Origin of the sequence: Kibdelosporangium banguiense (assembly GCF_017876405.1) — a bacterium.
GTDB lineage: Bacteria > Actinomycetota > Actinomycetes > Mycobacteriales > Pseudonocardiaceae > Kibdelosporangium > Kibdelosporangium banguiense.
In genome coordinates this window covers 8,871,706-8,894,803 of record NZ_JAGINW010000001.1, presented here as the reverse complement: position 1 = coordinate 8,894,803, position 23,098 = coordinate 8,871,706, and the positions used below count along the sequence as shown (strand labels likewise).

Annotated in this window: 23 protein-coding genes; 6 read left to right on the top strand and 17 right to left on the bottom strand. The window is 67.4% G+C overall.

Translation table 11 applies throughout. The features are described 5' to 3' along the window. Positions 1 to 271: 271 nt before the first annotated feature. Positions 272 to 634 (bottom strand): histone-like nucleoid-structuring protein Lsr2, encoded by a 363-nt coding sequence (locus tag JOF56_RS40420; RefSeq protein WP_209644807.1) that lies wholly within the window; start codon positions 632 to 634, stop codon positions 272 to 274. Positions 635 to 871: 237 nt separating this feature from the next. On the opposite strand from JOF56_RS40420, the gene JOF56_RS40415 reads away from it, so the two are divergent. Beyond that, positions 872 to 1,732 carry a dienelactone hydrolase family protein gene (locus tag JOF56_RS40415; protein ID WP_209644805.1) on the top strand — a complete coding sequence of 287 codons (861 nt, stop codon included), beginning with the start codon at positions 872 to 874 and terminating at the stop codon, positions 1,730 to 1,732. Between the two features lie 90 nt (positions 1,733 to 1,822). On the opposite strand, the gene JOF56_RS40410 is transcribed toward JOF56_RS40415, so the two are convergent. After that, positions 1,823 to 2,587 carry an ABC transporter permease gene (locus JOF56_RS40410; protein WP_209644804.1) on the bottom strand — a complete coding sequence of 255 codons (765 nt, stop codon included), beginning with the start codon at positions 2,585 to 2,587 and terminating at the stop codon, positions 1,823 to 1,825. A gap of 137 nt (positions 2,588 to 2,724) precedes the next feature. Between JOF56_RS40410 and JOF56_RS40405 the strand changes: the two genes are divergently transcribed. From JOF56_RS40405 to JOF56_RS40385, 5 genes are read left to right on the top strand one after another with little or no spacing between them, the layout of a single operon-like run. Next, positions 2,725 to 3,267, top strand: a complete 543-nt coding sequence (locus tag JOF56_RS40405; protein ID WP_209644802.1) for an RNA polymerase sigma factor — start codon at positions 2,725 to 2,727, stop codon at positions 3,265 to 3,267. Beyond that, positions 3,264 to 4,070, top strand: a complete 807-nt coding sequence (locus JOF56_RS40400) for a cupin domain-containing protein (protein ID WP_209644801.1) — start codon at positions 3,264 to 3,266, stop codon at positions 4,068 to 4,070. The genes JOF56_RS40405 and JOF56_RS40400 overlap by 4 nt, the downstream gene beginning before the upstream one ends. Before the next feature lie 20 nt (positions 4,071 to 4,090). Continuing rightward, a complete protein-coding gene (locus JOF56_RS40395; RefSeq protein ID WP_209644799.1) occupies positions 4,091 to 4,894 on the top strand; it encodes an ABC transporter ATP-binding protein in 804 nt (267 codons plus the stop codon). Further along, a complete protein-coding gene (locus JOF56_RS40390; RefSeq protein ID WP_209644797.1) occupies positions 4,891 to 6,219 on the top strand; it encodes a hypothetical protein in 1,329 nt (442 codons plus the stop codon). Before JOF56_RS40395 ends, JOF56_RS40390 begins: the two co-directional genes overlap by 4 nt. Next, complete coding sequence (locus JOF56_RS40385) at positions 6,216 to 6,776, top strand: hypothetical protein (protein ID WP_209644795.1); 561 nt, start codon at positions 6,216 to 6,218, stop codon at positions 6,774 to 6,776. The genes JOF56_RS40390 and JOF56_RS40385 overlap by 4 nt, the downstream gene beginning before the upstream one ends. A 1-nt stretch (position 6,777) precedes the next feature. On the opposite strand, the gene JOF56_RS40380 is transcribed toward JOF56_RS40385, so the two are convergent. The 15 genes from JOF56_RS40380 to JOF56_RS40310 all read right to left on the bottom strand — a co-directional run bounded on the left by JOF56_RS40380 (position 6,778) and on the right by JOF56_RS40310 (position 23,053). Next, complete coding sequence (locus JOF56_RS40380; protein ID WP_209644793.1) at positions 6,778 to 7,740, bottom strand: glycine betaine ABC transporter substrate-binding protein; 963 nt, start codon at positions 7,738 to 7,740, stop codon at positions 6,778 to 6,780. Beyond that, positions 7,737 to 8,492: an ABC transporter permease gene (locus JOF56_RS40375; protein ID WP_209644791.1), complete on the bottom strand. Its 756-nt coding sequence runs from the start codon at positions 8,490 to 8,492 to the stop codon at positions 7,737 to 7,739. The genes JOF56_RS40380 and JOF56_RS40375 overlap by 4 nt, the downstream gene beginning before the upstream one ends. After that, complete coding sequence (locus JOF56_RS40370; protein ID WP_209644789.1) at positions 8,489 to 9,592, bottom strand: ABC transporter ATP-binding protein; 1,104 nt, start codon at positions 9,590 to 9,592, stop codon at positions 8,489 to 8,491. The genes JOF56_RS40375 and JOF56_RS40370 overlap by 4 nt, the downstream gene beginning before the upstream one ends. Continuing rightward, on the bottom strand, positions 9,582 to 10,250 hold the full coding sequence (locus JOF56_RS40365; RefSeq protein WP_245378577.1) for an ABC transporter permease: 669 nt from the start codon (positions 10,248 to 10,250) through the stop codon (positions 9,582 to 9,584). The genes JOF56_RS40370 and JOF56_RS40365 overlap by 11 nt, the downstream gene beginning before the upstream one ends. Positions 10,251 to 10,639: 389 nt before the next feature. Continuing rightward, positions 10,640 to 11,050: a thioesterase family protein gene (locus tag JOF56_RS40360; protein WP_209644784.1), complete on the bottom strand. Its 411-nt coding sequence runs from the start codon at positions 11,048 to 11,050 to the stop codon at positions 10,640 to 10,642. 121 nt (positions 11,051 to 11,171) lie between these two features. Next, positions 11,172 to 12,329 (bottom strand): acyl-CoA dehydrogenase family protein, encoded by a 1,158-nt coding sequence (locus JOF56_RS40355; protein ID WP_209644782.1) that lies wholly within the window; start codon positions 12,327 to 12,329, stop codon positions 11,172 to 11,174. Positions 12,330 to 12,375: 46 nt separating this feature from the next. After that, positions 12,376 to 13,074, bottom strand: coding sequence for a TetR/AcrR family transcriptional regulator (locus JOF56_RS40350; protein ID WP_209644780.1), 699 nt, complete (start codon positions 13,072 to 13,074; stop codon positions 12,376 to 12,378). 128 nt (positions 13,075 to 13,202) lie between these two features. Further along, on the bottom strand, positions 13,203 to 13,997 hold the full coding sequence (locus JOF56_RS40345; protein WP_245378576.1) for a siderophore-interacting protein: 795 nt from the start codon (positions 13,995 to 13,997) through the stop codon (positions 13,203 to 13,205). Between the two features lie 84 nt (positions 13,998 to 14,081). Further along, positions 14,082 to 16,067, bottom strand: coding sequence for a zinc ribbon domain-containing protein (locus tag JOF56_RS60365; protein ID WP_209644779.1), 1,986 nt, complete (start codon positions 16,065 to 16,067; stop codon positions 14,082 to 14,084). After that, positions 16,064 to 16,354 (bottom strand): hypothetical protein, encoded by a 291-nt coding sequence (locus JOF56_RS40335; protein ID WP_209644777.1) that lies wholly within the window; start codon positions 16,352 to 16,354, stop codon positions 16,064 to 16,066. The genes JOF56_RS60365 and JOF56_RS40335 overlap by 4 nt, the downstream gene beginning before the upstream one ends. 167 nt (positions 16,355 to 16,521) lie before the next feature. Then, entirely contained in the window at positions 16,522 to 17,880 is a 1,359-nt protein-coding gene (locus tag JOF56_RS40330) for an NAD-dependent succinate-semialdehyde dehydrogenase (protein ID WP_209644775.1), read from the bottom strand. Positions 17,881 to 18,086: 206 nt separating this feature from the next. After that, complete coding sequence (locus JOF56_RS40325; RefSeq protein WP_209644774.1) at positions 18,087 to 20,150, bottom strand: diguanylate cyclase domain-containing protein; 2,064 nt, start codon at positions 20,148 to 20,150, stop codon at positions 18,087 to 18,089. Positions 20,151 to 20,190: 40 nt separating this feature from the next. Continuing rightward, positions 20,191 to 20,976 (bottom strand): SAM-dependent methyltransferase, encoded by a 786-nt coding sequence (locus JOF56_RS40320; protein WP_307855472.1) that lies wholly within the window; start codon positions 20,974 to 20,976, stop codon positions 20,191 to 20,193. 92 nt (positions 20,977 to 21,068) lie between these two features. Continuing rightward, a complete protein-coding gene (locus JOF56_RS40315; protein WP_209644767.1) occupies positions 21,069 to 22,280 on the bottom strand; it encodes an MFS transporter in 1,212 nt (403 codons plus the stop codon). Beyond that, positions 22,277 to 23,053 (bottom strand): DeoR/GlpR family DNA-binding transcription regulator, encoded by a 777-nt coding sequence (locus tag JOF56_RS40310; RefSeq protein ID WP_209644765.1) that lies wholly within the window; start codon positions 23,051 to 23,053, stop codon positions 22,277 to 22,279. The genes JOF56_RS40315 and JOF56_RS40310 overlap by 4 nt, the downstream gene beginning before the upstream one ends. Positions 23,054 to 23,098: the final 45 nt, after the last annotated feature.

The window sequence follows — 23,098 nt, the reverse complement described above, 5'->3', positions numbered from 1 at the left end:
GACCAAACCGGCCCAATTCCCAGGAAATAGTCTTTTAGTGACTATCCATAAAGAGGCTGATGGCGAGAATGTGCCTATCGAGTGGTGATTGATTCGGGCCTCGGGTACACCCAGCCGGCATCAACGCGGGAACGCGGTGATACGGGCTGGGTGCCGGTCTGGTGGATCATCCCCGCCGCCGGCCTCCTCTCGTGCGATCGATGTAGGGAGAATCGATACGCAGAGAAGGGCTACCCGAGGCGACGGCCGTCACTCACCCATTCAGGGGGAGTTACTTCTTCTTGCCGTTGGTGGCGTGTGCCTGCTCGAAGGCCTCGAGCACGTTGCCGGGGATGCGACCGCGGTCGGACAGCTCGTAGCCGTTCTGACGTGCCCAGTCCCGGATTGCCTTGGTCTGCTCACGGTTGGCCGTGGGCGTGGTGGCACCGGGTGTGGTGCCGCGCTTGACCCGGCCGCCGGTGCGGCGTGCGGAACTGACGAAGTCGCCGAGCTGGTTGCGCAGCTTGGCGGCGTTGTTCGCGGTCAGGTCGATCTCGTAGGTGGCGCCGTCCAGCCCGAAGGTAACGGTGGTGATGTCGTCGGACGCCGTGCCGTCCAGGTCGTCGACCAGCTGGACAGTGACTTTCTGGGCCATAAGGATGCCTGCTTCTTTCTCGGCCGCTTCGGGTGAATGCCTAGAGCGGAATTCGGATAGCTGGAATAAGCATAGATTCCCGAAGTCGGAATCGATCACTACGGGTATGAGTTCGGCGTGGCGTGTGCTGAATCACCTCGTGCGGGGCGTAGGCAGATTGTCGCTTTCGGTGAAGCCTACCGGCTAGTAACGTGTTGGGGGCAAGGTCTCCCTGCGACCTATGAGGTGTACAAAGCTGTGCATACTCGCAACCTGTTCGTCCTGCTCGCAATCACCGCGACCGCACTCGCCGGCCCGTCACCCGCGCTGGCGGCCGACAATCCCTACGAACGGGGCCCGGCCCCGACCGTCGCCAGTATCGAAGCCGCCCGCGGCCCATTCGCCATCGCGCAGACCACGGTCTCCGCGAGCGCGGTAAGCGGGTTCCGCGGCGGGACGATCTACTATCCGACATCCACCAGCGAGGGCACGTTCGGTGCCGTCGCCATCTCCCCGGGATTCACCGGCACCCAGTCCAGTGTCGCCTGGTACGGGCCACGGCTGGCGTCCCAGGGCTTCGTTGTCTTCACCATCGACACGCTTTCGGGTCTCGACTTCCCCGACAGCCGGGGTACCCAACTGCTGGCCGCATTGGACTACTTGGTGCAGTCCAGTTCGGTGCGGACGAGAATCGACGGCACCCGGCTCGGTGTGATGGGCCATTCGATGGGTGGCGGCGGCTCTCTGCGCGCGGCTGCCAACCGGCCCGCACTGCAGGCGGCCATTCCGTTGACCGGCTGGCATACCACCAAGAGCTGGCCGACGGTCAGCGTTCCGACTCTGGTGGTCGGCGCCGAGAACGACACAACGGCGGCGGTCGCCTCGCATTCGGAGCCGTTCTACCAAAGCCTCACCGCGGCCCCGGACAAGGCGTACCTGGAACTCAACAACGCCGGCCACTCCGCGCCGACGTCGGCGAACACAACGATCGCCAAGTACAGCATCTCCTGGCTGAAGCGCTTCATCGACAACGACACCCGCTACGACCAATTCCTTTGCCCGCCACCGGCACCGAGTTCGCTGATCGAGGAGTACCGGGACACCTGCCCGCACTCCTGAGTTCAATCCGGCCCGCACGTCATCGGGCGTGCGGGCCGGCCAATTCGGATTACGTGCCGCCACCCGGCGGTGTCGCTTCGGCCATTCCGCTCAACGACCCGGGTCCGGCCAATTGGCGGAGCCCAGTTTTCCGGCGGCGATCAGTTCGACCGTGAGCAGCACGGCAGCCGATTCGACGGCAAGTAACGCGATCAGCACAACAAGTTGCGTGGCGCCTGCCTGGATTGGGGTAGCGCCGCCGAGAAGGACACCGACAAAGGCGCCAGGCAACGTGACCAGGCCGACCGTGCGGGTTTGGTCCAGAGCTGGGACAAGGGCCTGGCCCGCAGTGGGGCGGCTGATCAGCAATGCCGCATCGCGGGGGAGAAAACCGAGAGCGAGAGCAGCCTCGTATTCGCCGTGGCGCGTGCGTAGTTCGTCAAGAGCGCGGCGGCCCGCGAGGGAAGTCGCGGTCATGGCCCCGCCGATGAGGATGCCGGCGACCGGCACCATCGCGATGGGGCTGAGGGGGATCAAGCCGGACGCGGTCAGCAGCCCAAGGACAGGGGCGACCCCGGCGGCGAGCGCGATGGCGGTCCACATGCCGTCCCGCCAGGTGCCGATGCGGCGCCCGCACGTCAGGCTCGCCACCGCGAACATCATCAGCACGAACGCGGCGGTCAGCCAGCCCGACCGGAGCACGGCCACGATCAGCAGGGACACCGCGGCGAGCTGAACCGTGGCCCGGACAGCCGCGGTGAGGATCGGACGCCAGGCGGTGAGCCGCCCCAGCCAGACGATCATGGCCGCTGTCGTGGTCAGCAGGACGAGCACGACGGCGAGCGTCGGGCCCACCGCGATGATTCCGTTGTTCACCAGCTCATTCTCATCTGGTCCGGCCGACCTGGTGATCCCCTGCGACACTCCCGGAGTGACGTTGTGTCAACGCGTCGGGTGACGCAGCTCACTCAGGGTGCAGAACCTGACCGGTGTCGCCTCGCGACAGACCTGATGTGAGGCGAAGTCCAGTGGACCTGCGGGCGGCAGACGAGCAAGACCTGCTGCGCAGGGTCGCGCGGGAAGACCGCGCGGCGTTCGAGGAGTTCTACCGACGCACGTCGCCATGGCTGGTCCTGCGGCTGCGTCGGCGATGTGCCGACGAGCAGATCGTCGCCGAGGTCCTCCAGGAGACCTACCTGTCCGTGTGGCGGGGTGCCGGGGCCTTCGTGGGAGCGACTGCGGGCGGCTGGTTGTGGACGATCGCAGCGCGGCGGCTGGTCGACGCGTTCCGTCGTGAAGGCCGCAACACGCAGGCGCCAACCATGGGTGAGGAAGTCGCCCCGCCGGCTGAGGACCTGGCCCTGGCGGACGCGTTGTCCGGCGATGTGGGTGAGGCGTTGAGCAGCCTGGCGCCGGAACTGCGGCAGGTGCTGCGGGCGATGGTGCTCGACGGGTTGTCGGTCCGGGAGACCTCGGTCCTGCTCGGAATTCCGGAAGGCACGGTCAAGACGCGAGCTCGCCGGGCGCGGCTCGCGATGCGGGAGGCGATGTCATGAGCGGCGTCCACGCGTCCGAGCAGCTCATCGAGCGATACGCGGCAGGCGGATCGGCGTTGTCCCCAGAGCAGGAATGGACGATCGAAGCGCACCTGGAGACCTGCATGGTGTGCCAGCAACGGCTGGCACAGATCTTCGCCGAGCGGCAGCCACAGCTGGGTGACCTGCTTGATGTGGTGTGGCAGGACGTGGCTGCGACCGCGACGAGCACACCCGCGCCTGTGCGTTCACAGCTGAAGCGTCGGCTGCTCACATGGGCGTCGCCGTCGCTGCTGCCATGGCTGGCGATGACGGCGTTGGTGGTGCTGGCGGCGCTGGGCTTCGACATCGTGGCGAGGACCGGTTCAGCGGGCCTGCCGTCCTTGGTCGTGCTGCTGGCGCCCGTCATGCCGTTACTTGGCGTGGCGGCGTCGTGGACACGCCGGATGGACCCGATGTACGAGTTGATCGCGGGTGCGCCGCGGGCGGGGCTGTCCATGGTGCTGAGGCGTACGGCTGCCGTGCTCGTGGTGGTGATCCCGATGCTGGCGATCGCCGCTGTGCTGGCCGATGGCTCGCCGGTGTTGTGGCTGTTGCCGTGCCTGGCGTTCACGCTCGGCACGTTGGCTCTGGGCACAGTCATCGGGGTGGCACGAGCGGCGGGCACGTTGGCGCTGTGTTGGGCGGTCGCCGTGGTCATCCCGAGCCTGCTGACCGGCGCCATCCCTGTGGTGCTGCACCCGATCAGCTTTCCCGGCTGGGTGCTGGCCGCGGTCGTCGCCGCCGTGGTGGTGCACCGGCGCGCACCCGCCTATCTGACCTGACGAATCCATAAGGAGAAGACATGCCACGCATGGTGAGCGCCGCAGAAGTGGCGCCGACCAGCTACGGCTGGCAGATACAAGCCGAGGGCCTGAACGTACGGGCCGGTCGGCGGATGGCCGTCGACGGCCTGGACCTGCGACTGGGCACCGGAGTGCACGGCCTGCTCGGCCCGAACGGTGCGGGCAAGACCACACTGATCCGGTCGCTCGCGACCGTGCTGCGCCCGGCGAACGGCGAGTTGCAGCTGCTCGGCCAGTCCATCGGCGGACGCACCGACCTGCGCGCGTTGCGCCGCCGACTGGGATATCTACCGCAGGAGTTCGGCTTCTACCCCCGATTCACTGTGCGGGAGTTCGTCGAGTACATCGCGTGGCTCAAGGAGATGCCGGCAACCGACATCCCTGGGGCGGTCCAGCGCGTGATCGAACGCGTCGGGCTGGCCGACCGCGCTGACGACCGGATGAAAACCCTGTCCGGCGGAATGGTGCGGCGCGCGGGAATCGCCCAGGCGATCGTCAACGACCCCGAACTGCTGTTGCTCGACGAGCCCACCGTGGGCCTGGATCCTGCACAGCGACTGGAGTTCCGCACGTTGCTGCGTGAACTCGGGACGCAGTCGTGTGTTCTGGTGTCCACGCACCTGGTCGAGGATGTCGCCGCGGCCTGCACCGACGTGGTGCTGATGGACAGCGGCAAGCTGGTATTCCAGGGGACTCCTGCTGACCTCACTGCGGCCGGTGGCAGCGACGACATCGGCGACAGCCCCATTGAACGCGGTTATTCGGCGTTGCTCGCTCGCTATCGCGCGGGAGGGTCCGCGTGAAGCGTCGAATCCTGGGCATCGAACTACGCCGCTCGTCGGGAATCACCGCAGGCGTCGTGGTGGGCCTGCTCGGTGTGGCGGGTCTGTACACGTTGGCGCTGAGCGACCAGACCGACCTTTGGAGTACACAGTGGACCGTTCTGGCCGTGTTCGAACGGATCATGCTGATACTGCTGTGGCCGGTTGCGTTGGGGGCGGGTGCGTGGCAGGCCCGCCGTGAGCAGCGGTCACGCATGGGGGAGTTGCTCGGCACGACCGCGCGACCGGTGTGGCAGCGGGTGCTGCCGGCTTCGGCTGCGATGGCGATCGGCCTGGTTCTCGGATATGGGGCGATATTGGCGGCCGGTGCGATTCGAGTCGCCGGTGGGACCAGCTATTTCCACTTCGGCTGGCTCGTGGTGGCCGCGGTCGGTGCACTGTCGCTTGTCGCAGCGGGATGGCTGGGCATGGGCATCGGACGGCTGTGGCCGTCGACGTACACCGCGCCTGCGTTGGTGGTGCTCGGTTTTGTGGTGCTGCTCGTGCCTGTCCAGCTGGCCAAGTCCGGGCTGCCGGGTCCGGCCGCACTGCTGGCGCCGCTGTTCAGCACGACCGTGGACGAGTTCACCAGGGTTGCCGATTCGGTGAACCTTGCGCAGGCGGTGTGGTTCCTCGTCCTGGCGGCCACGGGATATCTGCTCTCGGTTGCGGTTCGTCGCCGTACCTTGGCTGTCGCGCTCGTTCCAGCCGCGCTGGGGTTCGTGGTCGCGATCCCGTTGCTCACTGCGGCTCCGGCATCTGGATTCGAGCCAGATCCCGCTGCCACTGCAGAGGTGTGTACGCCCGATGGCAGGGTATGCGTTGCCGCGGCCCACAAAGACGCGCTTGCGGTACTGGAAGGCCCTGCGCGGCAGGCATTGAAACGACTTTCGCAGATTCCCGACGCGCCGACTTCGTTGCATGAGATCGCCGGCGACTTGGACCAATGGCGTACCCGGGTACAACCGGCCGACGTCGTCTGGTTCCACAGCGACAATCTGAAACCCGGCGGCGTTTGGCAAGGCACGCCCGAGGAGTTGGTCGTACGGATGCTGGCCGGCGCGGGCACACGGCCCTGTAGCGACGACTACCGCGCCCGAGCCATCGCCGCAGCTTGGCTCTACGGCACGCTCGACACCCCAGGACCCCAACTGCAGCCCGAAGAACGCGTCGAACGCGAGAAACTGTGGACCGCAGTGCAAGCACTGCCCAAATCCACCCAGGTGGAGCGCATCGCCGCTCTTCGGACAGCTGCCCGCACCTGTGACGGCGACCTGCTCACTGTGCTGACCGGGAGCGCGTCTTGAGATTTCTCAACCTCTACCTGCGTTCGCGCCAAGTACCCACCGCGCTCGCCGCGGCTTTCGGCGCGGCCGCCGCGTTCTGGCTCGTCGGGGTGGGCAGCCCTGAGCACGCCCGGTGGACGCTGGCCGTGCTCGCCATCGGATTCGGCGTCGCCGTGTTCGGTGCTGGACTTGGCGGAGCGGATCCGGATCTCGAACGAACCGCCGCCTTCAGTTGGCCGCCACGCCGCCTCGGGCACATCCTGGCCGTGATGGGCCTGGTCGCCGTCGCGGTCGCCGCAACCGGTATGGCCCCGATCGAAGTCGTCCTGCGAGACGCTTTCGGCCTCGCAGGACTGACCGCTCTCGGTGCCGCAATCCTTGGCAAGCAGTTGTCCTGGTGCTTCCCGCTTGTCTGGGCCGGCGGCTCCGCCGTCTTCCCGAGCATGTCGGAACCCGCGTTGATGCAGGCCCTGACCTGGCCCACACAACCACCGAACAGCACGATTGCCGTGGTCACGGCACTGATCGCCGGAGCCGGTGGGCTGCTGGCCTACGTCATCACCGGCAGCCGTCGTTGACTCAGTCCTTGCCGACGAACCCTTCCCGTGCCAGCCAGTCGCGGGCGACCACGGCTGGGTCGCGGCCATCGACGTCGACCTCGGCGTTGAGTTTGCGCATGGTGTCGTTGTCGAGCTTCCCCAGGATCGGGGCCATCACCTCGGCGACCTGCGGATGCGCTTCGTTGAAGTCCTTTCGCAGCGTGACGGTCGCGTTGTACTGCGGGAAGAACCGTTTGTCGTCCTCCAGGACCACCAGGTTCAGCGCCAGGATCCGCCCGTCGGTGGTGAAGACCTCGCCGAAGTTGCAGTTGCCGTTCGAGGTCGCCGTGTAGATCGTGCCGGTGCCGAAGACCTTGACCTGGACCGAACCCGGATCGAAGCCGTAGGTCTTTGCCACGCCGGGGAATCCGTCCTGACGGCTGACGAACTCCGTCTCCAGGCAGAAGATGCCCTTACCCGGATCCTGCTTGATCAGGTTGACCATGTCGCTGGTGGTCCGGAGCTTGTTGGCCTCGGCGAACTGCTTGGTCACCGCGAACGCGTACGTGTTGTTGACGGCCGAATAGTCCAGCCAGACAACCCCGTTCTGGTCGAGGTCGGCCTTGCGGACGGCCTCGTACTGGGCGCGTTCGTCCGGGATGGGGGAGGTGTTGCCCAGATACGAGATCCAGCCGGTGCCGGTGTAGTCCCAGGACAGGTCGATATCGCCGGTCAGCAGCGCCTGGCGGGCACTGTTGGAGCCCTGGATGTTGGTCATGTCCCGCACGTCGGCACCGGCGGCGGTCAGCGCGACCTCGGAGATGTAGCCGAAGATGTGGCTCTCGGTGAAGTCCTTCGACCCGACCGCGACGGCCACACCGGACAGTGCGGGGACCGGTTTGATCGAGCCGGCGACGACCGAGAACGGCAGGGTGTAGCTGGACTCCAGGCCACACCCGGCCAGCAGTCCGGCCGTGGCCAGCAGAGCGGCAAGGCGTTTCAACGGAGTCCCTTCGGTCCGAGGTACTGCTCGGCGACCGCGCCGAGCCAGTCGACCAGCAGCGCGAGTGCGACGGCCAGGACGGCGCCGGTGATCAGGACGGTGATCCGGGAGAGCTTGTAGCCGGTGTCGATCAGCAGGCCGAGGCCGCCGCCGTTGACGAACACGGCCATGGTGGCGACGCCGACCGCGTGCACGAGGGCGGTCCGCAACCCGGCGAGGATCAGGGGAATCGCCAGGGGCAGTTCGATTCGCCGCAGCACGGCGAACGCGGACATCCCGATGCCGCGGCCGGCGTCCACCAGTGCCGGATCGATCTGTTGCAGGCCGACCATTGTGTTGCGCAGCACCGGAAGCAGTGTGTAGAAGGTGATCGGCAGCGCGGCCGCCCACAGGCCTTCCCAGCCCGACAGCAGGAAGAACAGCACCAGGATGCCGATCGTCGGTGACGCCTGGCCGATGGTGGCGATCGCCAGGAAGAACGGTGCCGCGCGGCGGGCCCACCGCCTGGTCAGCACGATCCCCAGCGGGACGGCGATCACGAGCACCAGCCCGGTCACCACGAAGCTGATCACCAGGTGGTCCCAGACGGCACCGAGCAGCACCGGCGCGTTGATGCTCTGCTTTTCGATCGCGTCGAGATCCTGCGTGAACGCCCACACAAGGACGACCGTGACCAGCACGACGACCGCGATCGGCTGAGCGAACATCCGGAGGCCCGCCGCGCGCTTCGTCTCGACCGCGACGGCCGTCATGCGTTCTCCTCCCGCAACTGACGGACGATCGCCATGACAGTGTCGATTTCGACCAGGCCCACGTACTCGCCGCGGGCACCGGTCACGACTGCGTTGCCGCCCTCGGTGAGGATCGCCTCGAGTGCGTCCTGCAGCGTCGACTCATTGGACACCATGTCGCGAATCGGGCGCTGCACCTGGGGTTCACGGACATGCACCCAGCTCACCGGCCGGCGCCGGCCGTCCAGCATCAGCGCGAAGCTCTTGCCGGCGTCGACGAGCTTGCGCCGGATCTCACCGGGATCATCCTCTGTGGACACTAGGACGCCGGCCTTCGCCAGCTCCACATCGTGCACCCGCCGCAATGTCAACTGCTTCAACGAAGCACCCGCGCCCACGAACCCGGCAACGGTGTCGTCGGCCGGGTTGGCGAGGATGGCCTCAGGCGTGTCGTACTGCAGGATCTTGGACTGGTTGCCCAGCACCGCGATCCGGTCGCCGAGCTTGACGGCCTCGTCGAAGTCGTGGGTGACGAACACGATCGTCTTGCGCAGTTCGGCCTGCAGACGCATCAGCTCGTCCTGCAGGTTGCCCCTCGTGATGGGGTCGACCGCGCCGAACGGCTCGTCCATCAGCAGCACAGGCGGGTCGGCGGCAAGAGCCCTGGCTACGCCGACGCGTTGCTGCTGACCACCCGAAAGCTGGCGGGGGAACCGGTTGCGGAACTCGGCCGGGTCCAGCCCGACCAAGTCGAGCATCTCGTCCACGCGGTCGGTGACCTTCTTGCGCTCCCAGCCGAGCAGCCCGGGAACGACACCGACGTTCTGGGCGACGGTCATGTGCGGGAAGAGCCCGGCCTGCTGGATGGCGTACCCGATGCCACGCCGCAGATCGTCCGGATCCAGGGAAAGCGCGTCCTTGCCGTCGATCGTGATCTTGCCCGAGGTGGGCTCGATCAGCCGGTTGATCATGCGCATGGTGGTGGTCTTGCCGCAGCCCGACGGGCCCACGAACACCACGATCTGCCCGGCCGGGATGGTGATGGTGAAGTTGTCGACCGCGGGCGGGCGGCGGCCCGGGTAGCGCTTGGTGACGTCGGTCAGCTGGATCTCACTGGCCACTGATCCCCCTCGAAGTCGTGAACCGGCCGATCAGGACGAAGATCCCGTCCAGGACAAGGGCCAGGATGACGATGCCGACCGTGCCGGCGATCGCCTGGTTGGTGGCGTTGGCACTGCCCGCACGGGTCAGCCCGGCGAAGATCTCGACGCCGAGACCGGGACCACGCGCGTACGCCGCGATCGCCGCGATACCCATCAGCATCTGTGTCGCGACGCGCATCCCAGCCAGAATCGCCGGCCACGCCAGCCGCAACTCGATCCGGGTCAGCACCCCGAACCTGTTCATCCCGATGCCGCGGGCGGCATCGGTGATCGCACCGTCCACACCGGCCAGTCCGACGATCGTGTTGCGCACAATCGGCAGCAGGCCATAAAGGACCAACGCGACGACCGTGGGTTCTGCGCCCAGCCCAAGCACCGGGATCAGCAACCCAAGCAGCGCGAACGACGGAATGGTGAGAATCGCGCTCGTAAGCGCGGTGGCCACGGTGGACCCGATCGGGCTGCGGTACACCGCCACGCCGATCGCCACCCCGATCAACGCGGCCAGAATCGTGCACTGCACCACCGCGCTGACATGCAACAACGACTCACTGAGCAGTCTGCTCCAGCGGTCGCTGACGAACTCCCAGAAGCTCACGGCCCTCCCCGAGGTCATGCCGGACGCGACAAGGTGCCCATCGGACAACTGGCCTAAACATCCCTGGTCCGACCGGAGGAGATGGGCAAGCTCGCCGGTCGGACCAGTAGGGGTTACCACGGCTGTCCGGGAGTTGGCGATGCTTGCGATCGATGCGGTGACGGAGGGACAGCAATGAATTCTCAAGTGTTGCGCCGGATGCCTGACGTTTGTGGCGTAGTTTCCCGACTGTCGCAGTTGGACGCTTATGGGCGACCGGCCAGCAGTGGGAAGGCGCACCGCAGTGTTCGCCGATCTGTTGGTGTGCACGGGAATGCGGCGCGGGCCATCGCATGTTCCCGGCTGGTCAGGGTGCCGGCCCCGCCCGCGCGGCTACCCGGACGCAGCTGGAGCAGGCCCTGACTCGCCTACTGGCGGGCGGACAACTTGCGCTCGAACCGGTCGAGGTCGATCACCGCGCGTCGGTGCGTGCCCCGGCACACCACGGCGGCCTCGTCGCGGGCCGTCACCTCAAAAGTCAGAATCCGCCCTTCCATCCGGGTCAGCTCGACGTCGATGGTCACGATGTGGTCGGGTGGGGTGGGAGCCTCGTGGCTGAGGTCGACGTGCACCCCGAGCGTGCGTTCGGTCGGCTCCAGGTGGTCGGCCAGCGCTCGCATGCATGTCCACTCGACCAGTCCGACCAGGTATCCGGTGGCCAGCACGTACGGCATCGCGGCGAACTCGGCGGCTTCGGGCAGCAGGTGCGGCACGGTCCGTTCGGCGGGCACCGGGTAGTCGAATGTGGCGTGTAGGCCTGGGGCGAGAGTGTCGCGCACTGTTGGATCCTCCGGTTACGGGTGCTGGCGCCGGCGCGCGGTAGGGGCCGGGATATCTGGAGGTGGGCGGGAGCCGGGGCCCGGTCGCCGACGGCTGCGACTGCCCCGGGCGGCCCAACCGTCAGTTGGCGGGCAAGCCGAGCACATGCTCGGCGAGGAAGTTGAGCGCGAACTCGTTGCTCAACGGGCCCGAGCGCGACAGGCGCGCGTCGAGGTAGAGATCCATCCAGGGCCCGCGCCGGTCCCACGCCTCGGCACCGAAGACCTGCACGGTGTGATCGGCCGCGTCGAAGGCCAGCTCGGAGGCCAGCACCTTGACCGCGTTGACGTTGCTGGCGAACGAGGCGCCGTCGTCACCGGCGTCGAAGGCCGCGGTGATGTCGAGCAGCAGCGATCGCGCGGCGGAATACCTGGCGTGGAGTCGGGCAATCGGATGCGAGATGGCTTGCTTGGTGCCGATCGGGAGGCCGCCGGCGATGGTGCGGGTGCGAGCCCGATCGACGGCGGCCTCGATGCAGTGCCGGGCCGCGCCGAGACAGATCGATGCCGTCAGGACGCGCTCCACGTTGGCGAACGACCAGAGCACGAGCATCCCGGAGCCCACGTCGCCGACCAGGTCCGCCGCCGGCACGACGACGTCGCGGAGTTCGAGCCCGAACTGGCGCAGGCCTTCCCGGTTTCCCATCGGCACCTCGGTGGCCGTGGCGCCTGCGGCGCGCGGGTCGACCAGGACGGTGGCGTACCCGGATGACGTGCCGTCCTGGCCGACCGCACGTCCGTGCACGAGGACCCGGTCGACGATGTCCAGGCCCGAAGTGACCTGCTTGAAGCCGTTGACCACGAAGGTGTCACCGTCGCGCCGGATCTGGGTGCGCGTGGCGAAGACGTTGTGGCCGGTCTCCGGCTCGGTCATGGCTACGCCCAGCAGCGTGGTGCCGGCGGAGACTCCCTCGAGCCACCGGCGGGCGGGGTCGGGACCCTGCTTGTCGATCGCGTGCGCGACCGCCGAGGACAGGACCGGCAGCCAGAGCAGGATGCCCTGCTCGGCGAAGGCCTCCAGAACCAGGGACATGCCGGCCAGGCCGTCCGACCTGAGCAAGCCCGGCCAGCCGCGGTCGCAGAGCTCCGACCACAGCTCCGGGTGGATCTCGTGGTGGTCGATCACGTGCTGCCGGAGTTCCCTGGCCCGCGGCGCGAACCGGGACGCGGCGGCCACGGCCTCGGCGCGGAGCGTCGGCTGCTGGGTGTCGTCTGACGGCGCGACGGTGTTCAGGGTCATCTTTGCTCCATCTCTCGAATGATGGCCAGAGTACTACTCTGGAGTATTACTCTGATGGGTCGAGGCGGAGTTCCGTTCTACCGCTCGCCAGCGGTGCGCCGTCGTCGTCGAGTAGCTCGATGCGGATCCGGGCCGTCGCTGGCCGGTGGGGCGACGGTGGGACAGGCACGGGAGTGGCGCCGAGGCCCGCCGTGGCGGCCTGCGCGAGCACGTCGGCGTGGCGCAGGAGCGACCCCTGCCCTCCGTCGGCAAGCCAGCGTTGCGCGATCGCGTGCGCGGGCCCGGTGACGATCGCGACCATCACGTCCAGCGGCAGCCGCAGGACGTCACCGCGGGCGATGAACGGCTCCAGCCACTCGACGTAGGCGGCGCCGATGTCCGCGTTCATCTCTTCCAGGCGTGCGTCGACCTCCGGCAGCCGATGGAACCGTCCCTGTGCGTAGATGAACCGGGCCAGGTCTGGATGCTCCTCGATCCACCGAAGATGCTGACGCACGAAGTCGCCGACGCCCTCCGCGATGGTTGCCGGCCGCCCGGTGAGGACCTGGCGATAGGCGTCGTGGATCGAGGCCATCGCGTCCAGGTAGAGCGCCCCGGCGATCGCCTCCTTCGAGCGGAAGTGGTGGAACAAGGCACCGTTCGAGACCCCGCTGGCCTCCCGGATCCGAGCGACGGTGGTGTGCTCGTACCCCTCGGAGCTGAAGCAGAACAGCGCCGCCTGCAAAATCTCGTCCCGAACCGCCATGGGAGAGACCGTAAAGGTGCTCCCGAAGCACCCACAAACGCCGCGGCCTGAACGCGACCGAACGCCCACTGACATAACCAGCGCGTTTATCGGACGTTGGCTGAGATCGCCCGTGTTGATGCGGTCGATCAGCCGAGGCTGGCTTTGCCGTGCCGCCAGTAGCCGAGGAACGTGACGTCGGACTTCGGCATCTTCCGGTCCTGCACCAGATGTCGTCGCAACCCTGTGGCCAGCGCGCTTTCGCCGGCGACCCACGTGTACAGCGGGCCGTCGGGCAGGTCCGCGGCCTTGAGCGTGCGCAAGGCCGGCTGACCGGGAAGTTCGGGGGAGTCGTCGCGGGCGATCCAATGCACGGTCACGCCTGGTGGCGTGTCCAGGTTCCGGATGTCTGCTGTGCGTGGCACTTCGAGGTAGACGTGGGCCCGCAGGTCTTGTGGGGCGTGGTCGAGGATCGCCAGTGCGGCAGGGACTGCGCTCTCGTCGGCGACCAGCAACTGAGTGTCCTTTGTGGGCCAGTAGCCGACGCCCTCGTCGAAGATCCCGACCGGGTCGCCTTCACTTGCCTTGGTGGCGAAGGCTGTTGCGGGAGTGTCGTCACCGTGCAATGCGAACTCGATGTCCATCTCGAGGCTGTCCGGACGGAACGCCCGCACGGTGTAGTTGCGTACCCAGGGCCGGGTGGCCGTGCGGGACATCATGTGCTGGGCGACCCACACGTTGTTGGACCTCGTCGGCATTGCCAGCTCGCGTTGGCCGTCGCGGCGGAAGAACAGGCGGACGCACTGGTCGAACCCGGCGGGTACGAAATGGGCGAGGTCCGGCCCGCCGATCGTGAGCGTCACGAAGCTCGGGCTGGTGCGGTGGGTACGCACCACTTCGGCCCGGATCATCTTACGCTGAGCAGGCGTTTTGACTCTCGACATGACACCAGGCCCGTTCAGTTAGCATAGCCTAACCTTGCTTGGGCGACGATAGGGTGTCCTCGCGGAAAGATCAAGCGTCTCTGATCAGCTAAGCGATCCCATGCTGGACGTGATGTCCGGCGGTGGGTCGGCCCATCGTGGAGGGGTGGCGTGGGTATGCAGGTGGAATCCTGCGCCCAGTGCTGCTCCTCGTGGCTTGTGCCGGGTGATGGGTGTGCTGATCGTTGTCACGTCCTGGTGCCGGTGGGCTGCGCGGGGCAGCCGGGTCCGGTCCGTGTGAGCGTGTCCCTCCGGACGCTGGCCCGCCGGTCCCGAAGGGCGGGTGGGGGAGGGTGCCCTGCGTCGCCTGGGCGCGGGGCGTGTGGATCGTGGCCGGGTGGGTCCGGTCTTGGTCCGGTCTCGGCTGGTCTTCGCGGGTGTGATGACCGCGCCCGCTTCGAGTGTGTCCACGACCGTGCGGACGACCATGGCGCTGCTGGCGGCATTACTGGCGCGGTCGGTGACGGTCTTGGCCTGATGGGTCAGGCCGCGTGCGGCGATGCGCTGCCACGCGCCGGTGTCGCGGTCGCCCTGGTAACCGCACGAGCCGCAGAGAGCCCACTTCCATCCGGGTGTGGTGGGCCGGTCGGGGGCTTTACGGTGCCGCAGGACGGTGAGGCACTGGGGGCAGTGCTTGGAGGTGTTGCGGGCCGGGACGGTGACCACAGCGATCCCAGCCTCGACGGCCAGGTGTCGCATCCGATCCACGATCCGCCCGCGTATCTGCTGGGACAGGCGCGTGTTATGGGTGCGGCCCATGCCGCGGGCTTCCATCGACCGAAGGTCCTCGACGTAGATCACGGTCGCGGTGCTGGCGAGCGCCTGGTCCACGGCCCAGCGCGCGGCGGACCACGCCAGGGCGTCGTTGAGGTTCGACCGGCGGGCGGACACCGCACGGATCTCCTCCTGCAGGACCTGGTGCTTGGCCTCCAGCGGGTGTTCGGTGTCGCCGGCGGCCAGCCTCTGGTACTGCTCAGCCTTGGCGTGCAGGCGCTCGCTGTGCCTGCGCAGCCGGTGCTGCTTGGCCAGAACACCAGCGGCCCGGAACATGCTCCCGGCCCCGAGGGCGGTGATACGGCCGTCATCATGCAGCCGGACGGTCCCAGCGGACAGCAGAGTGTTGAGGCCCCAGTCCACACCCAGCGCGACGGTATGCCCGGTGCTCCAGGTCCGGGGAACGGCGTGAGTATAGGCCAGATCAACGCGAACACGGTCCTGGCGGACGCGCAGGGTGGGCAGGTGCAGGATCGCACTGGCGGGCACCGTCGGCGGCAGCGAGATCGGGCAGGCCACCCACGCCCAGTCCTGATAGGACCTCGGGTCATGCCGTGTGGGCAGTTGCAGCCGCAGTAGCACCCGGCCCGCGTCATCCGCGCGCTCGAGGGTGGCCTGCTGCTTGTCGCACGCTGACAGCAGCAGCATCCGCGCGCTCCGTGGCGCGGGCTCCAGGTCGAACACATCCACCGGCAGCCGCCCGTGTCTGCGGGCGAAGGCAGCCACGTGCCGGGTACGGGATGCGATCACACTGGAGGGCTGGTGCTGCCCGCCAGCAATGGCCTGCCCAATGGCCTGGCGTACAGCGTCCCACTCCTGCGGGGTGCGCTTGGCCGGGACGGCGGGCCAGGTTGCCAGTACCGCGGCGGTCAGACCGGCCCGCCACTTCGCCGAGCGCAGCACACGCCCGGCCTGTTCCTGAGCCATCCGCACGATCCGGTCATTGACCTTCACACCCTCGGCCGGTGCGGCATTCCAGCCCAGGCGACGCAAGGCCATCCACGCGTTCGACGGCAACGCGCGCCCGCCCGCATCCGCACCCGAGGCAAGCATGTCCACATCAACACTGTTCCAGTGGTCGGCCAGCAGACCGGTGACCATCCCGGACACCAAATCGGCAGCCCAGCCGACACGCTCCGCCACATTGGCGGCGGACAGCAACTCGCCGGTCTTCTCATCCATGCCCGTGCGCAGCACCGCACGGGCACACGCGGTACGGGAAGTCTCGCCCTCGGCAAGTTGACGTTTCCGGCTCACACCACACCGTCCTCGATGCGCTGGCCGGTCTCGGTGAGCAGCCGCGTGCGGGCCTCCGCGCTGCGCATGCCGTACAAGCGGCCCGCGAAGGTAGTCATCAACGAAACGAAGTCTTTGAGGAGTTCGTCCCGGCCACCAGACTTCCTGGGATGCGGCACCTCCAGGGTCACGCCGCACACCGCGAACAGCCGCCGAAGCCAACCGACCTCGAACCGGGCCAGCCGATCCTCATGTGTCACCCGCACCACCGTCACACTGCCATCCGAATCCTGCCATTGATCGTCCACTGACGAAGCGTCATCGGGTGAACCCCAAACGCTTCGCAGCCATGGATGAACGCAGCAACTCCACAACCCAGACCATAATTCACAACACCAAGGCTCGCTCAGGATCGCTAACGAAGCTGGCTAGCCTGTGCTCGCGGCCGGTCGCCGACCAGCCGCGAGCTCCCTCACTACAGCCGGATGGACTTCTTGTTCATGAACTCCTCGATGCCCGCCGCGCCGAGTTCACGGCCCATGCCGGACCGTTTGATCCCGCCGAACGGCAGGTCGGCCTGGGAACCGCCGGACTTGTTGAGGTAGACCATGCCCGACTCGATCTGCCGGGCCACCCGCTGGTTGCGTTCCGGATCGGTGCCGAACACCGCGGCGCCCAGCCCGAAGGGTGAGTCGTTGGCGATCGCGATCGCCTCGGCCTCGGTCTCCGCACGGAAGACCAGTACGACAGGCCCGAAGGTCTCCTCGTAGTACGCGTTCATCTCAGGCGTGACGTCGGTCAGGACGGTGGCCTCGAGGTACGCGCCCGGACCGATCCGGCGCCCGCCGGTGCGCAGCGTCGCGCCCTGTTTGATCGCGGTCTCGACCTGAGCCGCGACCTCGTCGGCCGCCGCGATCGACGCCAGTGGCGGCAGGGTCGTCTTCGGGTTGGCGGGGTCGCCTGGCTGGTAGTAGTCGGCGACGCGTTTGGTCAGCTTGTCGACGAACTCGTCGTAGATGTCGGCCAGCACGATCATGCGCTTGGGCGCGTTGCACGACTGGCCGCAGTTGCGCATCCGGGCGGTGGCGGTGGCCTTGACCGTCTCTTCCATGTCGTCGGTGTCCAGCACGATCAACGGGTCGGACCCGCCGAGCTCCAGGACACAGCGCTTGAGGTTCTTGCCCGCCTCGGCAGCGACCGAGATGCCCGCGTTCTCGCTGCCGGTCAGCGACACACCCTGGATGCGCGCGTCCGCGAGGATCGCCGGGATCTGCCTGCTCGAAGCGAAGATGTTGACGTACGCGTCCTCGGGTACGCCGGCATCGTGCAGCACCTGCTCGATCGCGGCCGCCGACCGCGGGCAGATCGAGGCGTGCTTGAGCAGAATCGTGTTGCCGAGCACCAGGTTGGGCGCCACGAACCGGGCGACCTGATAACACGGGAAGTTCCACGGCATCACGCCCAGCAGCGCGCCGATGGGTTCCTTGGTGATGACGGCCTGGCCGCCCTTGATCGTCAACGGCTCGTCCGCCAGCAAGGCCGGGCCGTTCGTCGCGTAGTAGGTGAAGATGTCCACGACGATGCCGACCTCGCCGCGTCCTTCGTTGATCCGCTTGCCCATCTCCAGCGTCATGATCGCCGCCAGCTCGTCGGCCCGCTCGGCGAACAGTTCGGCGGCCCGCAGCACAATCGCCGCGCGCTCTGCGACCGGCCTGAGCCGCCACGACGAATAGCCGCGGTGGACCCGCTCGATCGCCGCCTCGACCTGCGCACTGGTGGCGTTCTCGATCTCCTCGATCAGTTCACCCGTGGCCGGGTCAGTGACTGAGTACATGGGGGCGTGAGCCTCCGTTCTCTGCGGCACGGTGCCTGTGTCGACCCTATGATAGTCGACCGTATACTGCATACACTAGTAGGCCGGGGTGAAGCCGCAGGTCGCCGTGCCTAGCGGGACTTCGCTGGGACGCACAGTCTGGGAAACAAGGCCTGGGACCGTAGCAGCGTCAAGGCTCCGTCTCCGCCTGGTTTTCCGCCGGATCGCTAGACCCGCAGGCCAAGGAGTGTCTCGAGGTCCGACGCGGCGACTGCGGGGCCGAACATGCCGCCCTGGGCGGTGATGGCGCCTGCGTTGGTCCAGTATGTGGCTTCCGTGGGATCGGAGACGTTCACGACTGAGCAGTCGACGCCGTTGTCGCGGATCATGCTGATGACGCGGGCGGTTTCGGCGCGCAGCAGGGGAGTGGCGGTCACGGCGCACTGGGCGGCCAGGGTGACCGAGCGGACGCCGGTGCGGGCGAGCAGATCCAGTTCGCGGGGGCCGCCGTTGAACTCGCAGAGGCCCACGGTCACGCCGATGTCGTGCAGGACCTCCAGATTGTCCTGTGCGTCGCCGAAATCCTCCAGGACGGCGCCGGTGTGCAGGCAGACCTCCAGCAGGCTGGGATCGGGGGTGATGGCCTGGTTCACCGCGCGGATCAGGTCGGCGTCGCCGGACTGGTTGCGGGTCAACTGGATCCGGACAAGCGGGCTGCCTTCGAGAGCGGGCCGCAGCAGCGGCAATCCCGACATCGCCTCGGTCAGGATCAACGGTCCAAGGTGGACGGACAGGCCGGTGCGCTCGGCAAGGCGTACACAGTCGTCGTGTCCCATGGGTTCGGTGTCCGGACGAGTCCAGCGAAGGACGGCACGCACCCCGACCAAGCAACGGTCGGCCAACCGGATTACGGGCTCGTAGGCCACGGCGAGATCGCCGGTCTCCCATGCGCCGGGGAGTTCGACGGCCCATTGGTCGAGGCGGGTCGCGTGGAGATCGTCACGCTCGTGATACCCAGCCCACTGCCTGCGCCCGGTTGCCTTTGCCTTACGCAGCGCGATATCCGCCGCACGAAACAGCTCATCGGCGGACTGCGCCGCAGCGAGCCGGCGGATCGCGCCGACGCTGGCGCCGACCGCGATGCCACGGCCGTCGATGTACTCCGGCTCGCTGAGTTCCCGGTTGATCGCGCCGACGAGATCGTCCAACGGAACCGGTGTGGCCGGATCCTCGATCAGGACTGCGAACTCGTCCCCGCTGATCCTTGCCACCGAGGCATTCTGCCCGGCGACAACATGTTCGAGGCGGTGACCGACGGCCTGCAGCAGCCGATCGCCCGCGGGGTGGCCGAGACTGTTGTTGACCATCGCGAAGCCGTCGAGGTTGATGCAGCACAACGTGATCGACGTGCCTGGTGCGGCGCTGCCGAGCATGGATTCCAGCTTGGTGTGGAAGCACTGCCGATTGGGCAGCCCGGTCAACGCGTCGTAGAGCAACTGGTGGCTCAGCCTGTCCTGCAGCAGCCGCAGTTCGGTGACGTCCTGCACCATCGTGACGAAGTACGCGGGCTCGTCCGCGTCGTCGCGCAGCAGCGTCACGGCCAGCAGCACCCAGACCTTCTCGCCGTTGGCCCGGCGCAGCCTGAACTGCTCCTGCATCGGAGTCTCCGCGCCTTCAAGGATCCGGCTATAGAGACGCATCACGGCGTCGTCGCGGAACATGTCGGTGACGGACACGCCCATCAGGTCCTGGGGACGCCGTCCGAGGGTCTCGCCGAGCGCCGGATTGGCCTCCAGACACATCCCGTTGAGGTCCGTGATCGCGATCCCGGTCGCGGAGGAGACGAACACCTCCTGGAACCGGCTTTCGGTGGCACGCAGGTTCTTCTCGGCCCGCACCACGCTGTTGAGCAGTGCCTGGTTGACACCTTCCTGCTGGTCGAGGGTGTGCTTGCGCAGCGCTTCGGCGTAGCCGGCGCACAAGGCGCCCAGCAGCATGGGCGTGCGGTGCGTTCGCTCTTCCTCGGTTGTGGGCAGACCATCGGTGAGGACCTGCACAGTGGCCGTCAACGCGTCGGGGTCGACGAATCCCTCGGTGACCAGCTGGGCACCTGCGACTGTGCCTGCGTGCGTTGAGAACTCGGGTGCGGTGAGCGCGTCGATGAGGGTGCCCACAAGCTCGGTGAGCACTACATCGAGGTCGGCTGGCGACCTCGGGATGTAGCTCGCCTCCAGGACCGCATGACGCCAAGCGGCCGCCAGCTCGGTGTGCTGGGATCGCGGCTGGGGCATCGTCAGTCCGTGGGAACTCGGTTTCGCGATTAGGTGCATGCTATTTCTTGCGTGCCACACCCGCGTACAACCCGTCGGCCTCGGGATTGTCACCCGGGGACGCGTGCTGTTCGGGCCGCCATTGTGAGGTCGTGACCAGACCCGGTTCGACCAGCTCGAAATCGCCGAAGAAGCCGGTGACGACCGATTTGGTCCGGGCCTGAACGTTGTTTTGCGACTTCTTCATCATCTCGGTCAGTTCGTCACCTTTGACCTGCTTGAAGTCGTCGGTGAGATGGGTCAGTGCGAGATAGCTGCCAGGCGCGAGCACCTCGCGATAGGCAGCGAAGACTCCCGCCGGGTCGTCCTTGTCGAGCACGTAGTGGCCGATGGTGATGGCCAGCAGGCCGATCGGCTGGGAGAAATCGAGCAACCGCATTGCCGGGTCGCCCAGGACCAGGCCCGGCCGGGTGATGTCGGCGTGCACCATCACGGCGTTGTCGTTCTCGTTGAGCAGCAGCTGGCTGTGCTCCACCGCGACATGTTCGTTGTCGACGTAGACCACCCGTGAAGCCGGATCGGCGCCCTGCGCGATTTCGTGCACATTGCCCACAGTGGGGATGCCGGAGCCGAGATCCAGGAACTGCCGGATGCCCTGCTGGACCATGAACAGCACGGACCGGCGCAGGAACGCCCTGTTCATCACCGCGAAGCGTTTCGCCTCCGGCTGGATCTGCAGGATCTTGGCGATGAACTCCCGGTCCACCGCGAAGTTGTGGTTTCCTCCGAGCAGATAGTCATAGATCCTGGCCGCGCTCGGCTTCTGCAGGTCGACTGAAGTAGGCACCCAATTGGTTTGCTGCGACACCGCACACCTTTGGCTGTCGAGGTCAGGACATGAAAACCCTACTGATCCCGGCCTGCCCCTGTGCGCGCGGTTCACTCGGATGGCGTACGCCCCGTGGATAATGTCTCATTTGCCGGGACGGACGGCGCCGGAGGCATAATCGTGGCGAACACCGATGTCAGGACGCACAGCACCACCGGCAGAGCGAACGCGACGTTGAGCGGCATCCAGTGAGTCAGGCCGCCGACCAGCGCGGGCCCGGCGAGCATGCCGACGTAGCCAAGGCCGACCACCCGGGCCATCAGGGTGCCGGACGCCCGCGTGTCGAGGTTGCCCGCCGCGGTGAACAGCTGCGGAATCCCGCCGGACAGGCCCAGGCCGAACAGGGCCCAGCCCACCAGGGAAAGCGGGACCCACGGGGACGCCGAGGCCACCGTCAGGCCGATCGCGGCCAGTGCCGATCCATATCGGACGATCGCGACCGGGCCGATCGCCGCGGCCACCCGGTCGGTGGCGAACCTGCCCGTGGTCATGGCTATCGCGAAGGCGCCGTAGGCGTAGGCCGCCATGCTCGGTGACGTGCCGAGAATGTCCTTGAAGTGCAACGCCGCCCAGTCGGCCGCGACGCCTTCGGCGAGCATCAGCGCGAACGCGAGGCAGCCCATGAGCCAGACAAGCCGCACAGGTGCCGCCGAGGCTTTGCGGGGTTCTGCGGTCTCGGGTTCGTCCTGGATGTCCGGCTCGATCAGGAATCGTGCCGTGGCAAGCGAAATGACCACACACAGTGCGCCGCAAGTACCCAACGTCACGGCTGTCGGCACGCCTGCGCCCAGGGCAGCGGCGCCGACCACGGCTGCGCCCGCACCGCCGATCGACCACATGGCGTGGAACGCCGCCATGATCGGCCGCGGGTAGGCCCGCTCCACCACCACCGCCTGGGCGTTCATTCCGACGTCGATCGTGCCGTTGGCGAATCCGAACGCGATCATCGCCAGGGCCAGCGTCCACCACGAATCGGCCAGGCCGGGCCCGGTGATCGCGAAGCCGAGCAGCACCCCCGCAGCCGGCACCAGGCGGCGCTGGCCGAGCCGGTCGCTCAGCGGGCCGGCCACCTGCATCCCGGTGAAGGCCGACGCACCCGCCAGCAACAGCAGGAACCCCAACGTGCTGTGGGAGATGTCGACGGCGCGTTCGATGACAGGGATGTGCACCACCCACAGGCCGACCGCGAAACCGTTGAGGGTGAAGTACACCCAGGTCGCGACGCGGGCAGCGCGTGCACGGGGCATGACGTCGGGTGTCATCGGGTCTCCTGTTCGGTCGCGACGTGCACATGCACACCGCGGTCAGCCAGTGCGGTCCGTTGGTCCTCAGGCGCGGACGGGTCTGTGACCACCACGTCCGGCCGGTCGGCCGCGCAGACGTGCGCGAGCGCCGCCTTGCCCCATTTGGTGCCGTCGGCCATCACGATCGCGCGGGCCGAGACGGCGAGCATTTGGTGTTTGATCTCAGCGTCGTTCAGGTCGAACGCGGTGAGCCCGTCGGGGACGTTGAACGCACATGGGCTGAGGATGGCCACGTCGAACCGCAGCGCGCGCATCGACGCCAGGGCGAGCGGGCCGATAAGGGACAGTTCGCCGGGTCTCGGTTCACCGCCCGGCAGCAGCAATCGGACCTTCGGCGCGTCCACCAGCTCTTGAATGGCGTGCAGCGACAACGGCATCACGGTGACCGCGCGGTCGTGCAGCAGACGCGCGACCTCAAGCGCGGTCGTGCCACTGTCGAGAAGCACGGTCTCGCCGTCCTGGATCAATCCGACTGTCGCGGCCGCGATCGCCTGCTTGGTCGCGATCGCAGCAGCCACGCGCGAGGCGAAGGGCGGCTCGACGCCGGAGGGCGCTGTGGGCACGGCACCGCCATGAACCCGCCGCAGCACGCCGGTGGCCGCCAGCACGTCGAGGTCACGGCGGATGGTCATCTCCGACGTGCCGACGGCCGTGGCCAGGTCGGCGACGCTCACCTGCTCGGTGACGTGCAGCTGGTCGATGATGAACCGCTGTCGGTCGGCACTCTTCACCCGCACATCATGACAAGGGATGTTCGTTCGCACAAATCGAATGTT

What these genes read in the sequence shown, in the direction of transcription:
- JOF56_RS40395 (WP_209644799.1), top strand. Translation starts at nt 4,091, where the DNA reads ATGCCACGCATGGTGAGCGCCGCAGAAGTGGCGCCGACCAGCTACGGC.
- JOF56_RS40365 (WP_245378577.1), bottom strand. Translation starts at nt 10,250, where the DNA reads ATGACCTCGGGGAGGGCCGTGAGCTTCTGGGAGTTCGTCAGCGACCGC.
- JOF56_RS40375 (WP_209644791.1), bottom strand. Translation starts at nt 8,492, where the DNA reads ATGACGGCCGTCGCGGTCGAGACGAAGCGCGCGGCGGGCCTCCGGATG.
- JOF56_RS40315 (WP_209644767.1), bottom strand. Translation starts at nt 22,280, where the DNA reads ATGACACCCGACGTCATGCCCCGTGCACGCGCTGCCCGCGTCGCGACC.
- JOF56_RS40355 (WP_209644782.1), bottom strand. Translation starts at nt 12,329, where the DNA reads ATGACCCTGAACACCGTCGCGCCGTCAGACGACACCCAGCAGCCGACG.
- JOF56_RS40400 (WP_209644801.1), top strand. Translation starts at nt 3,264, where the DNA reads ATGAGCGGCGTCCACGCGTCCGAGCAGCTCATCGAGCGATACGCGGCA.
- JOF56_RS40345 (WP_245378576.1), bottom strand. Translation starts at nt 13,997, where the DNA reads ATGTCGAGAGTCAAAACGCCTGCTCAGCGTAAGATGATCCGGGCCGAA.
- JOF56_RS40325 (WP_209644774.1), bottom strand. Translation starts at nt 20,150, where the DNA reads ATGCCCCAGCCGCGATCCCAGCACACCGAGCTGGCGGCCGCTTGGCGT.
- JOF56_RS40420 (WP_209644807.1), bottom strand. Translation starts at nt 634, where the DNA reads ATGGCCCAGAAAGTCACTGTCCAGCTGGTCGACGACCTGGACGGCACG.
- JOF56_RS40330 (WP_209644775.1), bottom strand. Translation starts at nt 17,880, where the DNA reads ATGTACTCAGTCACTGACCCGGCCACGGGTGAACTGATCGAGGAGATC.
- JOF56_RS40350 (WP_209644780.1), bottom strand. Translation starts at nt 13,074, where the DNA reads ATGGCGGTTCGGGACGAGATTTTGCAGGCGGCGCTGTTCTGCTTCAGC.